We start from the raw sequence: 15,126 nt of genomic DNA on the forward strand, positions 1-15,126 counted from the left end.
GCCCATAAACTTCGCCTATCAACGGGGAACCAGAACATGCATCTTTTCGGTCGTTTCGTGCTTGCCGCTTCCACCGCCCTGCTGCTTGGGACCGGTGCTGCCTCCGCCGAGAAACTCAGGATCGGGACCGAGGGCGCCTATCCGCCCTTCAACTATGCCAATTCGGACGGCACGCTGGGCGGCTTCGACATCGACCTCGGCAAGGCGCTGTGTGCCGAGATGAAGGCCGAGTGCGAATTCTCCATACAGGATTTCGATGGTTCCATTCCGGCGCTGCAGGCCGGCAAGTTCGACGCCATCATCAACATCACCATCACGCCGGAACGGGCCGAGAAGGTCGAGTTCACCCACAAATATTACCAGACGCCGCCGGCCATCGCCGTGCCGAAGGATTCGACCATCGCCGGCACATCGCCGGACGATCTGAAGGGCAAGGTGCTGGGCGTGCAGAGCGCAACCATCCACCAGAATTTCGCCGAGCAGAAATACTCCGGCTCGACCGTGAAAGCGTATCCGACCGGCGACGACGCCCGCACCGACATGGCCAATGGCCGGCTCGACGCGATGATGGACGGCTCGATCATCCTGACCGAATGGCTGAAGAAGCCCGATGGCGCCTGCTGCAAATTGCTCGGCACGCTCACCGCTGATCCGGCCATTCATGGACCCGGCGTCGGCATCGCCCTGCAAAAGGGCAACAAGGAACTGGCCGACAAGTTCAATGCCGCCATCGACGCCCTGCGTGCCAACGGCAAGTACAAGGAAATCAACGACAAATACTTCTCGTTCGACGTCTACGGAAGTTAACCCCTTCACCGCTCCTACCTCGGCAGCGCCATCAGGCGCTGCCGTTTTCATGAGATGACGGAGAAGTTTCTTGGTTGAGCGGCGCTCCCCTTTCTACACCAGCATCGTTGGCCTCGGCGCCACGATGGGCCGAGTCGGCGGCGACTTCGTCTCGGCCAAAACTTATTCCGGCATCGCCGACGAGCATCTGAACACGCGCAAGAAAGTCGGCGTGCAGGATCTCAGCACCATGGGCAAGATGGACATCAAGGGGCCGGAAGCGGAGGCGCTGGTCAACCACGTTATCGTCAACGATGCGGCCGCGATGAGCCCCGGCCAGGTGCGCTATTCCACCGTCTGCCGCGACGATGGCGGCATCATGGACGACCTCACCGTGTTCCGGCTGGGATCGGAGCATTTCATGCTGGTGACCGGTTCGGTCAACCGGCTGAAGATGCTGCCCTGGCTGCAGCATCATGCTGAAGCGCGAAAGGCCTATGTCACCGACATCACCGCGGCCGTCGCCTTCCCGACCATACAGGGGCCGCGCTCACGCGAGCTGCTGCAAGCACTGGTTTCGGATGCCGATCTCGATGAGTTGAAACGCTGGGCGTTCACTTCAGGGCGCGTCGGCGAGACCAAAGTCCTGATCTCACGCACCGGGGTGACCGGCGAGCTCGGCTTCGAACTGTTCGTGCCGGCGGACGAGGCGACTTCCGTCTGGGACGCGCTGATGCGGACCGGCCGCGATTTCGGCTTGAAGCCATACGGCGTGCTGGCCATGTTCACGCTCGGGCTGGAAAAGGCCTATCCGGCGCATGGCATCGACATGGACGAGAGCCGTACGCCCTTCCATGTCGGGCTCGATCGCTGGATCAAGTTCGACAAGGGCGAGTTCATCGGCCGCGAGGCATTGCTCAAAATTCGCGACAAGGGGCTCGACGAACGCTGGACCGGGCTGATTCTCGACGGTGACAAGCCGGCCGCGGATGCCAGGGTTTTCGCCGACGGCGAGGATGCCGGCGTCGTCACCTACAGCGATCACGGCTATTCCTTAGGCAAAGTTCTGGCGACGGCGCATTTGCGGCTGCCGTTCACCGCCATCGGGACCGAACTCAGCATCGACATTGACGGCAAGCCGACCCGCGCGGTGGTGGCGCCGATGCCATTCTTCGATCCTGAAGGCGCTCGGCTGCGGGCCTAAATCAGGCTAACTTCGCTAGCAGCCGCATAAACGTGGCCGCTTCCTTGGCCGTCAGCGGCGCCAGTGTCTCCTGGGTGATGGCGCGGGCCAACGGGATCAGCCGTTCGATCGCCTCGCGTCCCTCTGGCGTGAGGTTGACCAGCAGCCGCCTCTTGTCGACCTCGTGCTTGGTCAGGTCTACCAGGCCTCGCGCCTTCAGCCGGTCGATGACGCCCTTGACCGTCGCCGCGTCCATGGCGATCAGCGTGCCCAACTGGTTCTGCGAGGTCTCGCCGACATCGTGCAGCTTGGCAAGTGCAGCAAATTGCGGCGGCGTCAGGTCGCTGATCTGGGCGGCAAAGATCGAGACATGGCGCTGATGCGCCTTGCGCAGGATGAAGCCGACCTGCTCCTGCAGGCGGTAATCATGTTCGTCGGGCTCTTCGGCCTCGACCAGTTTCAGCAGATTGTCCCCGCCGCTCATCGCAAGCCATCCCAGACCTTGATGTCGCCTGCAGCCAGGCCGCCCATGCGGTCATGCACGCGCGGGCCGCAGCTCATGGCGAGGCAAAACAGGATTTCGTCGGCACGCGGCCCGTCGCTGAGGCCGACCTCCATGGCGTCGAAATGGCTGCGGACATAGGCGGCGTTGGTGTGGCCGAGCGGCACGTCAAGCCGCGAGCCGAAGGCGCCGACCTTGGTTGCCGACGGCACGATCGCCTTGGCGTCGCCCAGCCGCTCGCGCATGGCGTAGCCGCCAGGAACGTGCCACAGCGCGCCGTGCTCCAGCTCCCCCGACGAGCCGACAATGGTGCCCTTGCCGTAGGCGTCGATCTGCTTGATGTCGCCGCCCAATGCGGCAATGAGCTTGTCGGTGAGCAGCAGGCCAAGCGGCTTCAGATCGTCCATGGCGCTCTGCAGTTCTTCGACGTAGCGGCCGGCGAACGGGTTCTTCACCAGCGCCACGGCTGCAGCGCGGCGGCGCGGCAGAGCAGCGACCGGCCCGCCATCGTGAAAGATCTCTTCGGTAAGAACCGCGATCTTGCGGATCGGAAACTCAGGCATGGGCAACTTCCTTCCCTGGACTTTTGTTGGGCGCGGCAAGCGCCATGGAACCACTGATGCGGGCTTCCCCGCCTAGAAACAGCGCCGATGCGGCAATCAGGCCGCGCCGGCGAAAATCTTCGGCGACGGCAAGGCCATTGTCCAGCGCCCGCTCCACATCGCCACGCGCGAGCATGCCGACGGCTTGTGTCACCAGCCGTGCACCGAGATCGCTGTCGGGCACCAAGTCCTGCGCGGGAATGCGCTTGATGGCGGGATTGCCGGGCAGGTCGACGGCGTTGGCAATGAGTGTCGCGGCCGCATCGGCCTCGGCGCCGGTGCGCGCGAGCACGGTGACGGCGTCGGCAATGCCAAGCGAGAACGAACGGCCGCGCCAGCCGCTCGTGGCGACGCCGCGCACGCCGTCCGCCGAGCGAATGGTGAGACGGTCGGCCAAGCCGTTGCCGGTGCCGGCGATCGCCAGGTTCATCGACTGGCCCTTGCCGATGTGGAGTGCGCTGTCGCCGCCATTGTTGACATAGGCGCGGTCGAGTCTGCGGCCTGCAAGCAATGCCGAGAGCATTTCGTCGGCTACCGATCCGGCGACGGCGGCCATCGGCGTGATGAAGCTTTCCGCCAAGGGCATGACGGCTGCTTCCATGCGCCGCGCGGTCGGGCCGGCGAAGGTGCGCGGCGCCAGGAAAAATGCCGGCAGCCGCAATTCGGGAAGCTCCTCGACCAACTCGATCAGGATCGTCTGGAAGCGCTCGATCGCCTGATCGTAGGCGGCACGACACTCAGCCGCCTCACCAAAGGCCTCGACGATCAGGTCGATCGGCCCGTGGTTGAGGTGCAGCCGCTTGCCGTCCTGCAGCCAGTGGACTTGCGGGCCTTGCATCACGCGGCCCCGTTCGAGCCGGCGCGGCGCAACTGCGCCAGCGGCGGCCATGGATTTTGACAGGCAGCCCCGGAGCCGCGACGCGGATTGAGGTATTCGCCGCCCTTGGCAACAATATCCTCGACGCTGCGTATCTCGGCCTCGTAGCCGCCCAGCCTGACATAGTCGTCGCGGCGCAGCGTGAACTCGATCGGCGCCACCAGGGCCGGGGTCGGCACATAGCCGAACGCGCCTTCCGGCACGCGCGTGACGTCGACCATCAGCGTGATGCCGCCGCCCGGCCAGACATAGACCGGCGCGCCGCCGACGGTGACATAGGTCTTCAAGCCCTGCACCGAGCGGGTGAGATTGACCGGGTTTTCGGTGACCCCGGCGCGCAGCGACCCGCCGGCGCCGCCGATGAACAGCACGGTGCAGAGCGCCGGTTCGCAATTGTCCTCGATCAGGCCGACCGATTTTTGCAACCGGTCCGGGAACGGTTTTTCCACAGGCTTCAACTCGTCGTCGAGCTCGTAATAGGCGAACTGCTCGCCAGTGGTCGACACCATCAACAGCGACAGGCCAGGACGCGCGCCCTTCTTGGAATTCCATTCGCCGAGGATCGACAGCGGGTCGGAAATGCTTGTGCCGCCCCAGCCGAGGCCGGGCTCGGAGACCTTGAAGTAGCGGCCCGGCGTCGAACGGCGGCCGATGATTTTTATCCCCGTATCCTGCCAGCCCAGCACCTTGCCGGCTTGATGCTCCGACACGACGCCGGTGATGTGGTCGTCGACCACCACCACTTCGTCGACCAGGCCGCGCCATTGCGTGGCGAACATGCCGATGGTGGCCGAGCCGCAACCGACGCGCATGCGATGTTCCTGCTTGCCGTCGATGACAGGTGGTTTGCCGGCTTCGACGATGATGGTGGCGCCACCGTCGATGGTCAGTTCGACAGGCTTGCGGTTGCACAGATTGAGCATCGCGTCGCAGGTTGCCCGGCCTTCGGCCTTGGAGCCGCCGGTCAGATGATGCACGCCGCCCAGCGACAGCATCTGCGAGCCATATTCGCCTGTCGTGACGTGGCCGATCGGCTCGCCTTGCGCGCGCACGATTGCCGTTTCGGGGCCGAGATGACGGTCCGTGTCGATCTTCACCTTGACGCCGCAGTACGAAAAAATGCCTTCGGTGACCACGGTCACCAGATCGACCCCCTCGACCTCCTGGCTGACGATGAAGGGAGCCGGCTTGTAGTCGGGATAGGTGGTGCCGGCGCCGATTGCAGTGACGAAGCGGCGGCCGGTGTTGACCAGTTCGCCGTCCCATTGCTCGCCCTCGGCAGTGAAAGGCACGACCGCGGCGCCGCTCTCTGCCGCATGGTCGAGGATGGTCAGCGGGTCCATACGCACGATGCGGCCACCGACATTGCCGTAGCGGTCGCAGGCCCCGGTGCGGCCATCGGCGATGTAGCACATGACCGGACAGGCATCGCAGCGGATCTTTTCCGCCACCAGCTTTTCGCCGGGATCGTGGGTTTCGAAGCGTTCGGCAAGCTCGCTCATCGGCGTGCCTCCTTGTCGTCGATGCCATCTTTTTCGCGGATGGCGGCGCGGATGCGCGTCGGCGTCGCCGGAACCTTGGTGATGAGAAGGCCGGTTGCGTGGCGGATGGCATTGAGGATGGCGGGTGCGGTCGGGATCAGCACATGCTCGCCCAGGCCCTTGGCGCCGAACGGCCCCTCGGGATCGGGAACCTCGATCAATATGTGCTCGATCTCAGGCACGTCGCCGATGGTCGGAATGAGATAGTCGTGCAGATTCTCGGTGCGGCCGGGGATGTATTCCTCCATCAGCGCCATGCCGATGCCTTGCGCGATGCCGCCCTCGATCTGGCCTTCGACCAGAAGCGGGTTGATCGCCTTGCCTACATCGTGCGCGGCGGTGATTTTCAAGAGCTTCACCGTGCCGAGCTTGAGGTCGACCTCCAGTTCGGCGATCTGCGCGCCATAGCCATAGACGGCGTAAGGCTTGCCCTGGCCCTTGGCGTCGAGCGGCAGCGTCGGCGGGTCGTAGGTTTCCTCGGCGCGGAAGACGTAGCCGTCCGCATCGACATCGAGGGCGGGGAGATCGATGCGCCGAGTGGCTTCGCCCTCGCGAATGACGATCGCCGGGCCGTCCAATTGCAGGCTCGCGTTCTCCGAGACATTGGCAAAACGCAGGATCTTTTCGCGCAAGGCGCGGCCGGCCTTCTCGGCCGCCTTGCCGGTGACAAAAGTCTGGCGCGAGGCCGATGTTTTGCCGGCGTCGGGGCTGATCGCGGTGTCGGCGCTCTTCAGCTTGAATTTTTCCAGCGGCAGGCCGAGTGCGTCGGCGCAGATCTGGGCGATGACGGTGTTGGAGCCCTGGCCGATATCGACGGCGCCCTGGTGCAGGATGACCTCGCCCTCCGGCGAGATACCGACCCTTATGGTCGACGGATTGGGCAGCGAGGTGTTGCCGCAGCCATACCAGCAGGACGCGATGCCGACGCCGCGCCTTTTGCTCGTATTGGCATTGTTGAATGTATCTGCGTCGACCTTCGCGCGAGCCCAATGCGGCCGCAAGGAGTCGAGGCACTCGAAGATACCGACTCCCGACTCCAGTCGCTGTCCGGTAACCGTTTCGGATCCGTTCCGAAGGCAGTTTCTCAGGCGAAAATCGAGCCGGTCCATGCCGAGCTTGCCGGCAAGCTCATCATAGAGCGTCTCCTGCATGATCGTCGCCTGCGGCACGCCGAAGCCACGGAAGGCGCCGGAAATCGGCCCGTGGGTGTGGATGGCGCGGCCTTCGGCGCGGTAATTCGGCGTCGCATAGGGACCGGAGGCATGCACCGGCACGCGGTTGGCGACAGTCGGCCCCCAACTGGCATAGGCGCCGGTGTTGAAATCGCCGGAAAAGATCATGCCGGTGACATGGCCTTCGGCGTCAGTGCCGATGGTCGCCTTCATCTCGGCGGGGTGGCGCTTGGTGGTCGACATCATCGATTCGGTGCGGGTGTAGGCAAGCGCCGCCGGCCGGCCGGTTTTCAGTGCCACAAGGCCGATGAGCGGCTGCAGCGACACGTCCAGTTTCGAGCCGAAGCCGCCGCCGGTCGCGGTCGGCACGATGCGCACCTTGTCGACGGCAAGACCGAGCACCTTTGCCGTTTCGTCACGGTCCATATAGGGGGCCTGGGTGCAGGCGACGACGACCAGCGTGTCGCCGTCCATGTAGGCATGGCCGGCTTCCGGCTCGATATAGGCGTGCTCGACATAGGAGGTGTCGATGGCACCGGACACCGTGTAAGCAGCCTCGCCAAGCGCCGCCTCGGGGTCGCCGCGCTCGACAAAGCCCTTGGTCAACAAATTGGCCGGGCGGTTCGCGTGGATGAGCGCCGCCCCTTCTGCCTGCGCGTCGCCGGGCTGCAGAAAATGCGGCAGCTCGGTCCAGCGGACCGGGAAATCCTGGAGGTCGAGATCGAGCATGGCCTCGCGCTCGCCGGCGACCAGCGCCACTGCCTCGCCGCGCAGCCGCGCAAAGCCTTCGGCCAGCGCCGGCTGGTCGGCAAACGGCCCGATGACGCCGAAACAGTTTTTTCCCGGGATGTCGGCGGCGGTGAAGACGCCGGCGATGCCGGGATGCGACTTCACCCAGCCCTCCAGGTCGCCGAAGGCGAAGCCGGCATGATAATGCGGCGAGCGGACCACCAGCACGGCCAGCGCATCGGCGGGAAAGGCATCGCCGCCGAATTTTTCAGCGCCGGTGACTTTTGGCACGCCGTCGAGCCGGACCGGGGAGGCGCCTACAGCATTCCCTGTGGTTGGCATTCTACGTTCAAAGTTGAATTCCAACGAATGACGTTGGCGCTGCCCCTCACCCTTACCCTCTCCCCGTGAAGAACGGGGAGCGGGGAGCGTTGGCGCTGGAGCACTTCCCTTCTCCCCGTCACTATACGGGGTGAGGGTGCCGGCAGGCGGATGAGGGGCAGCGCCGTCGGTCGACGTCTCGAACCGTCCCGCATCCATCACTGCCGCGATGATCTTTCTGTAGCCGGTGCAACGGCAGAGGATGCCGCCCAGCGCATCCTGCACCTCGGTCTCGGTCGGATTCGGCGTGCCATCCAGCAGCGCCGTTGCCGCGACCAGCAGCGCCGGCGTGCAGATGCCGCATTGCGCGGCGCCATGCGCCAGGAAGGACGCCTGCAGAGCCGAGAGCCGGCCATCGGCGAGGCCTTCGACGGTCGTTACGGACGTCCCGGCTGCGGAGGCCGCCGGCATCAGGCAGGCGCAGACGGCGTCGCCGTCGACCAGCACCGTGCAGGCGCCGCAATCGCCGGCATCGCAACCAACCTTGGTGCCGGTCAGCTGCAATTCGTCGCGCAAAACCTGCGACAGCCGGCGCAGCGGCGGCACATTGACCGAGACGGCGGCGCCATTGACGGCGAAGGCGATCTCGGCGCGCTCGATGCCGAGGCCCGGCACGAGGTCGGGCAGGGCTTCAATCATCTCAGAGTGGCTCATGCCGCCACCATGCTGTTGTCGTTCGTCAGCCCGCAAGCCCTCAGCACGGCGCGGGCGACAAGCTCGCGCGCTGCGTCGAGCCGGTATTCGGCGCTGCCGCGCACGTCGGCAATCGGCGAGAGCTCGGCCATCGGCGCGGACAGGAGCGCATCGGCGAGTGCCGGGCCGACAGGCTTGCCCACCAGCACCGCTTCGACAGCGGCGAGCCGCCTGGCGACGGCCGAGCAGGACCCGACCGCGACAGCGGCTTCCATGACCATGCCATTCTCGGCAACGAGGCGCGCCGCCACCATGGCGATGGAGATGACGAGGTAGCGCCGCGCACCGAGCTTGACGAAGGCCGACGTGCCGGTGGCCCTGGGCTTCGGCACCCGGATGGCGGCAACCAGCTCGCCCGGTAGCAGCGCGGTGCGGCGGTTGCCGAGAATGAACTCCTGCAGCGGCAGATGACGCGTCGCGGCTGCAGAGCGCAGCTCGACCTCGGCGTCCAGCACCAGCAGGCTAGGCACGCCATCGGCAGCAGGCGAAGCATTGCAGAGATTGCCGGCGATCGAGGCGACATTCTGGATCTGCAGCGAGCCCACTTCGCGCGCGGCCTGCTTCAGCGCATCGAAAGCCGCCGGCAATGGATGGCGGACAAGGTCGGTCCAGGTGGTGCGGGCGCCCAAAACCCAATGGGTTTCGGTCTCGGCAATGCCGCGCAGCGAGGCCAGGCCGTTAATATCGAGAACATTGTCGCGGAACGGTTTGGCGCCCTGCGCCGGATAGAAATCGGTGCCGCCGGCAAGCACGCGCCAGGCGCCCTCGCCCAGCAGAGCGAGCGCCTCGTCGAGCGTGGCGGGTTTCGCGTAACGGATCACGCTTTGCCTTCCAAAAAAATAGGCCTTCCCATTGGGACCTTCAAAAGGTGGGGTCTTCCCGAACCCCGCCAATGTCTGATCAGGCCAAATTCATTCGTATGCAAATGATATCAAGCTGGCGGAAATTGTCAAAGCCGGAGTTTAAGGGAACCCGGCCGCCAAGCATTTCTTACGCTTGCAGAGGTTGACGCAGGCGGCCATCCGGTCAAGTTTCAGCATCCGGTCGCATCAGCGGCGTATTTCACTCGATCCCCCGTTCGAGACGTAGAAGAGGAGAGGCGCCATGGCCGACGAAGCGCTTGTTGTCATCGACCTGCAAAACGACTTCTGCCCCGGCGGCGCACTGGCGGTTGCCGGCGGCGACGAAATCGTGCCGCTGGTCAACGATCTGATTCGGCATGCCGAGCATGTCGTGCTGACGCAGGACTGGCACCCGGCCGGACATTCGAGCTTTGCCTCCAGCCATCCGGGGGCGCAGCCCTTTAGCGCGATCGAGATGCCCTATGGGCCGCAGACGCTGTGGCCGGACCATTGCATCCAGGGCAGCCTCGGCTCGGATTTTCACTCGGGGCTCGCCTGGACCAAGGCCGAGCTGGTAATCCGCAAGGGATTTCGCCCTGATATCGACAGCTACTCCGCCTTCTTCGAGAACGACCACAAGACGCCGACGGGGCTCGCCGGCTACCTCAAGGAGCGCAGCATCGACAGTGTGACCCTGGTTGGCCTGGCGACCGACTTCTGCGTTGCCTTTTCGGCCCTCGACGCGGTCAAGCAAGGCTTCAAGACGACGGTGCGGCTCGACGCGTGCCGCGGCATCGATCTAAACGGTTCGGTCGAGGCGATGCTGAAGAGGATGCGCGATGCCGGGGTGAAGCTCGAAGACCCGATCTCGGAGTGACTGGATCGTGACGCATCGAGGGGGCTGCACACGGTTGGGGAAGGCTTTCGCGGCAGGTGTACTCGCTTCCGCTGTGTCTCCGCAAATGGCCTTCGCGGCCGAGACCCGCGGCCTGCCCGATGCTGCCATGTCGCTGTGGTGGGCGCTGCCTTTCGCCGGCCTGCTGCTCTCGATCGCCACCGGACCGCTGCTGTTCCACCATGTCTGGGAGCATCATTACGGCAAGATCGCCGCCGGCTGGGGAGCGCTGGCGGTCATCCCGCTGATGGTTGCATTCGGCGTTCCGGTAGCCGGTGAAGCCGTGCTGCACACGCTGCTCACCGAATACATGTCCTTCATTATCCTGCTGTTCGCGCTCTACACCATTTCGGGCGGCATCCTTGTCGCCGGCAACATCCATGGCACGCCGCTGGTCAATGCCGGGCTGCTGCTCGTCGGGGCGATGCTGGCCTCGGTGATCGGCACCACCGGCGCCTCGATGATCCTGATCCGGCCGATGCTGCGCGCCAACGACAACCGGCAGTTCAACGCCCATGTCGTCATCTTCTTCATCTTCCTGGTGTCTAACATCGGCGGCTCGTTGACGCCCTTGGGCGACCCGCCATTGTTCGTCGGCTTCCTGCGCGGCGTCGACTTCTTCTGGACGTCGGCGAACCTCTGGCTCGAGACGCTGTTTACCGGCGGCCTGGTGCTGCTTGTCTTCCTGGCCATCGACATCATGCTGCATCGCCGTGAAGGCGGCGCGCCGAAGATCAAGGATCCGACTCCGGATACGAAGGTGCGCCTTCGCGGCCTGGCCAATCTGCCGTTGCTGGCCGGCGTCATTGCCGCGATCCTGCTTTCAGCTGCCTGGAAGCCGGGCGTGACTTTCTCCATCCTCGGCGTCGGCCTCGAACTGCAGAACCTGGTGCGCGATGCCATCATCCTGGCGCTCGCCGGGCTGTCGCTTGTCGTTTCCCTCAAGAGCCATCGCGAGGCCAACGGCTTCACCTGGGGCCCGATCGCGGAGGTGGCAAAACTGTTTGCCGGCATCTTCATCTGCATCGTGCCGGTCATTGCCATCCTTCGCGCCGGCCATGACGGCGCGCTGGCGCCGCTGGTGGCGCTGGTGACGTCACCCACCGGCCAGCCCAATGATCTCGCCTATTTCTGGCTGACCGGCGGGCTGTCGTCCTTCCTCGACAATGCGCCGACCTATCTGGTGTTTTTCGAACTCGCAGGCGGCGACGCGCGGCACCTGATGACGGAGGCGGCCTCGACGCTGGCCGCGATCTCGGCCGGCGCGGTGTTCATGGGCGCCAACACCTATATCGGCAATGCACCCAACTTCATGGTCTACGCCATTGCCCGACACCGCGGTGTGAAGATGCCGGGCTTCTTCGGCTACATGGCGTGGTCGGGCCTGGTGCTGATCCCGGTTTTCCTGATTGCGGGTTTTTTGTTCTTTGCGTGATGCGAAGGGCGCTGGGCCCTTACCTACCCCGTGTGGGGAGGTCGGACCGAAGGTCCGGGTGGGGGTCGGTGCCGCCCCCACCCGGCTGCTTCGCAGCCACCCTCCCCACAAGGGGGAGGGTAATCTTAGCCGACGCCTACATATCGGCGCACCGCCGACGGATCGGCGCGAAGCTGTTCGACATCCACCGTCTCGCGGTTACGGCCGTTTTCGATGAAGCAGACGCGGTCGGCGACGGACAGCACGGCGTCGACGCGCTGTTCGACCAGAATGGTGGAGACACCTAGCTCACGCAGCTTCACCACCGTCTCGCGGATCTTGGCGATCATCGACGGCATCAGCCCCTCCGTCGGCTCGTCTAGCAACAGCACCTGCGGCTCAAGGCAAAGCGCACGGGCCATGGCCAGCATCTGCTGCTCGCCGCCGGACAAAGTGCCGGAGCGCTGGCGCAGCCGCTGGCGCAGCAGCGGGAAGAGATCGAGCACGCTCTCGCGCGTCGCTCTGCCCTTGCCGCGCGCCATCAGACCGATCTCGATGTTTTCCGCCACCGTCATCTCGGCGAACAGCCGCCTGCCTTGCGGTACATAGGCGACGCCGGCCTTGGGCACCTCATGCGCCGGCAGGCCTGTCAATTCCTTGCCGGCGAGCCGGATCGAGCCGGCGCTCGACGGAACCAGCCCCATGATTGCTTTCAGCGCCGTCGTCTTGCCGGCGCCGTTGCGACCGAACAGGCACAGCACCTCGCCCTTGTTGAGCACGAGATCAAGCTCGTAGAGCACCTGAACCTCGCCATAGAAGCAATCGAGCCTGGAGATGGTCAGCGCTTCAGTCTTGGGGGCCTCAGTCTTGGGGGCTTCGCTCATGGCGCCGTCCCCAGATAGGCTTCCTGCACCTGTGTGTTGGCGCGAACCTGTTCGGGCGTGCCTTCGGCCAGGATCCTGCCGGCGTTGAAGACCGTGATGCGGTCGGCCAGCTGCATGACGACCGGCATGTTGTGCTCGATCAGGAGCACGGTGGCGCTCTTGGCAATCTCGCGCACCAGTCCGATGAAATTGTCGATCTCGCTGTCGGCCAGCCCCTGCGTCGGCTCGTCGAGGATCAAAAGCCGCGGCTTAAGCGCCAGGCCCATCGCGACTTCCAGCAGGCGCTGGTGGCCGTAGGAAAGCTGGCCGGCCGGCATATGGGCGCGGCCGGCAAGTCCGGTGCGTTCCAGCGCGGCCATGACGCCGGTGCGCACCGCACCTTTCGAGCGGCCATCGGTCAGCGTGCGCTGCACCGGCAACGCGACATTATCGTAGGCAGAGAGGTTGGCGAAGACGCTGGTGATCTGGAAGGTGTAGGCGATGCCCCGGCGCACCCTGAGATAGGCCGGCTGGCTGGTGATGTCGGCGCCGTCGAAGACGATCATGCCGGACGATGGCTGAATGCGGCCGCTGACCAGGCTGACGAAGGTGGTTTTGCCGGCGCCATTGGGGCCGATGACGGCGCGGATCTCGCCCGGCATCAGCTGAAAATCGACACCGTCGACGGCGCGCAGGCCGCCGAAACTGCGCGCCAGGCCTTTCGTGGTCAGCAACGGCATCATGGGAGCCACCCGAGCCAGCGCTGGCGGATGGTGCCCAGAATGCCTTTGGGGAAAAACAGCACCAGCAGGATGAGCGCAATACCGACGATCAGGAGATAGGCGGAGGTGTAGCCGCTGGCGGTGTCGATGACATAGTACATGAACACCGTGCCGAGCAGCGCGCCCAGCGTCGTGGCGGCGCCGCCGAGCAGCACCCAGAGCAGCGGCAGGATGGAATACTGCACCGAGGCAAAGCTCGAGCCGACATAGCCGAACAGCAGCGCATAGGCCGCACCCGAGGCGGCGCAGATGGTGCCGGAGACGACGACGGCGATCAGCTTGTTGGAGAAGGTGTCGTAGCCCAGCATTTTCGTGCGCTCCTCGTTCTCGCGCACCGCGACCAGCACGCGGCCATAGCGGGAGCGGACGATGGCGAGGGTGATCAGCAGCACGACCGAGAACAGCGCCAGCGCGCTCATGTAGCGCACGGTCGGGTTGGTTAGGTCGAGCGATGTCGCGCCGAAGGCCAGAACCCGCGCCGGCTGCGGCACGACCAGACCCTGGTCGCCGCCGGTCCAGGCGGCGAAATAGAGGATGACGAGGTAAAACACCTGCGCGAACATCATGGTGACGATCATGAAGGCGACGCCGGTGGTGCGCAGCGCCAGCAGGCCGATCACGAGTGCCAGCAGCGCGCCGCAGGCGATGCCGGCGAGGAAAGCCAAAGGCACGCTCCAGCCGAGATGGATGACGGCGAGACCAGCGCCATAGAGCCCGGCGGCGAAGAACATGGCGTGGCCGAGGCTGAGCAGGCCGACATAGCCGAACAGCATGTTGTAGCCCATGGCGAACACCGCCAGCACCATGATTCGGGCCAGCAGGCCATGATGGTAGTCGGGCAGGACGAAGCTCAGCGCAAACAGTAGCGCGATGACGCCGAGATGCAATGCATAGGCTTTTGCCGGCGAAGCTTCGCTCATCGCGACGCCTGCCCGAACAGGCCCTGCGGCCGGAATACCAGCACCATGGCCACCAGCAGCGTGGCGATGATCTTGGCCAAAGTCGGCGAAAAGAACACCGAGATGATGCCGTCGGACAGGCCGATCAGCACGGCGGCGACGACGGTGCCGCGCAGCGAGCCGAGGCCGCCGATGATGACGACGATGAAGGACAACAGCAGCGGGTCCTGTCCCATCAGATAATGCGCCTGACTGATCGGCACGATCAGCACGGCGGCGATGGCCGCCAGCATGGCGCCGAGCCCGAAGACGCCGGCATAGACGCGGTCGACCGGAATGCCGAAGGCCTGCGCCGTCTCGCTGTCATATTGGGTGGCGCGCATGATGAGGCCGATCTTGGTGCGCGTCAGCACCAGCCAGGTGGCGATGAGCAGAAGGGCCGAAGCGGCAATGATCGATAGCTTGTAGCCGGAATAGCCGAACCAGGGCAAAAGGATGCGGTAGCTGAAGGGCGGCTCCACCGGGCGCGCTTCCGGGCCATAGAAGCTCAACGCCAGCTGCTGGATGATGTAAAGCATGCCGATCGTGGCGACGATGGTGGCTTCCGGATTGTAATTGAGCCGGCGCAGCACAAGCCGCTCGGCTACCAGCGCAATGGCGCCGACGATCAGCGGCGCAATCACCAGCGCCGCCAGGAAGCCGAGCGTGGGATGGCCGGGTATCGCCGTCGAGATCGCCCAGGCCAGCACCGCGCCCAGCATGAAGAACTCGCCATGGGCGACGTTGACGACGCGCATGACGCCGAACACCAGCGACAGCCCAAGCGCCGTCAGCGCCAACACGGCGGAGGTGACAAGGCCTTCGAGGGCGGCGAGGAGGAGGTGGGGTCCGAAATGCATTCAGGGCGCCCTTACCCTCCCCTTGTGGGGAGGGTGACCGCGCAGCGGTCGGGTGGGGGTTGGGCA

Annotated in this window: 14 protein-coding genes; 4 read left to right on the forward strand and 10 right to left on the reverse strand. The window is 65.0% G+C overall.

Annotated features, from left to right (window positions below; translation table 11 throughout):
* Positions 1-36 precede the first annotated feature (36 nt).
* Positions 37-807: an ABC transporter substrate-binding protein gene (locus NKL06_RS14905; protein WP_023693120.1), complete on the forward strand. Its 771-nt coding sequence runs from the start codon at positions 37-39 to the stop codon at positions 805-807.
* 70 nt (positions 808-877) lie between these two features.
* Entirely contained in the window at positions 878-1,990 is a 1,113-nt protein-coding gene (locus NKL06_RS14910) for an aminomethyl transferase family protein (RefSeq protein ID WP_023693119.1), read from the forward strand.
* 1 nt (position 1,991) lies between these two features.
* Here the strand turns inward: NKL06_RS14910 and NKL06_RS14915 are convergent, their stop codons facing one another.
* The 6 genes from NKL06_RS14915 to NKL06_RS14940 are packed head-to-tail and all read right to left on the reverse strand — an operon-like array spanning position 1,992 to position 9,287.
* The gene (locus NKL06_RS14915; RefSeq protein ID WP_023671294.1) at positions 1,992-2,453 is read right to left on the reverse strand and encodes a MarR family winged helix-turn-helix transcriptional regulator; all 462 of its coding nucleotides are present in this window, start codon (positions 2,451-2,453) and stop codon (positions 1,992-1,994) included.
* Positions 2,450-3,034, reverse strand: coding sequence for an amino acid synthesis family protein (locus NKL06_RS14920; protein WP_023693118.1), 585 nt, complete (start codon positions 3,032-3,034; stop codon positions 2,450-2,452). The genes NKL06_RS14915 and NKL06_RS14920 overlap by 4 nt, the downstream gene beginning before the upstream one ends.
* Positions 3,027-3,911, reverse strand: a complete 885-nt coding sequence (locus NKL06_RS14925) for a UPF0280 family protein (protein ID WP_023693117.1) — start codon at positions 3,909-3,911, stop codon at positions 3,027-3,029. Before NKL06_RS14925 ends, NKL06_RS14920 begins: the two co-directional genes overlap by 8 nt.
* The gene (locus NKL06_RS14930) at positions 3,911-5,452 is read right to left on the reverse strand and encodes a hypothetical protein (protein ID WP_023693116.1); all 1,542 of its coding nucleotides are present in this window, start codon (positions 5,450-5,452) and stop codon (positions 3,911-3,913) included. The genes NKL06_RS14925 and NKL06_RS14930 overlap by 1 nt, the downstream gene beginning before the upstream one ends.
* Positions 5,449-8,412: a molybdopterin-dependent oxidoreductase gene (locus tag NKL06_RS14935; RefSeq protein WP_031207703.1), complete on the reverse strand. Its 2,964-nt coding sequence runs from the start codon at positions 8,410-8,412 to the stop codon at positions 5,449-5,451. The genes NKL06_RS14930 and NKL06_RS14935 overlap by 4 nt, the downstream gene beginning before the upstream one ends.
* An 11-nt stretch (positions 8,413-8,423) precedes the next feature.
* Positions 8,424-9,287: an FAD binding domain-containing protein gene (locus NKL06_RS14940; protein WP_023693114.1), complete on the reverse strand. Its 864-nt coding sequence runs from the start codon at positions 9,285-9,287 to the stop codon at positions 8,424-8,426.
* A 283-nt stretch (positions 9,288-9,570) separates the two neighbouring features.
* Between NKL06_RS14940 and pncA the strand changes: the two genes are divergently transcribed.
* Complete coding sequence (gene pncA / locus NKL06_RS14945) at positions 9,571-10,185, forward strand: bifunctional nicotinamidase/pyrazinamidase (RefSeq protein WP_023683560.1); 615 nt, start codon at positions 9,571-9,573, stop codon at positions 10,183-10,185.
* 85 nt (positions 10,186-10,270) lie between these two features.
* Complete coding sequence (locus NKL06_RS14950; RefSeq protein WP_050587082.1) at positions 10,271-11,638, forward strand: sodium:proton antiporter; 1,368 nt, start codon at positions 10,271-10,273, stop codon at positions 11,636-11,638.
* A 125-nt stretch (positions 11,639-11,763) separates the two neighbouring features.
* Here NKL06_RS14950 and NKL06_RS14955 read toward each other — a convergent pair whose 3' ends face one another.
* The 4 genes from NKL06_RS14955 to NKL06_RS14970 are packed head-to-tail and all read right to left on the reverse strand — an operon-like array spanning position 11,764 to position 15,060.
* The gene (locus tag NKL06_RS14955) at positions 11,764-12,501 is read right to left on the reverse strand and encodes an ABC transporter ATP-binding protein (protein WP_023693112.1); all 738 of its coding nucleotides are present in this window, start codon (positions 12,499-12,501) and stop codon (positions 11,764-11,766) included.
* Positions 12,498-13,223 (reverse strand): ABC transporter ATP-binding protein, encoded by a 726-nt coding sequence (locus tag NKL06_RS14960; protein WP_023693111.1) that lies wholly within the window; start codon positions 13,221-13,223, stop codon positions 12,498-12,500. The genes NKL06_RS14955 and NKL06_RS14960 overlap by 4 nt, the downstream gene beginning before the upstream one ends.
* A complete protein-coding gene (locus tag NKL06_RS14965; RefSeq protein WP_023689192.1) occupies positions 13,220-14,182 on the reverse strand; it encodes a branched-chain amino acid ABC transporter permease in 963 nt (320 codons plus the stop codon). The genes NKL06_RS14960 and NKL06_RS14965 overlap by 4 nt, the downstream gene beginning before the upstream one ends.
* Positions 14,179-15,060, reverse strand: a complete 882-nt coding sequence (locus NKL06_RS14970; RefSeq protein ID WP_023671284.1) for a branched-chain amino acid ABC transporter permease — start codon at positions 15,058-15,060, stop codon at positions 14,179-14,181. Before NKL06_RS14970 ends, NKL06_RS14965 begins: the two co-directional genes overlap by 4 nt.
* Positions 15,061-15,126: the final 66 nt, after the last annotated feature.

Origin of the sequence: Mesorhizobium sp. C268A (assembly GCF_040324475.1) — a bacterium.
In the GTDB taxonomy this organism is placed as follows: domain Bacteria; phylum Pseudomonadota; class Alphaproteobacteria; order Rhizobiales; family Rhizobiaceae; genus Mesorhizobium.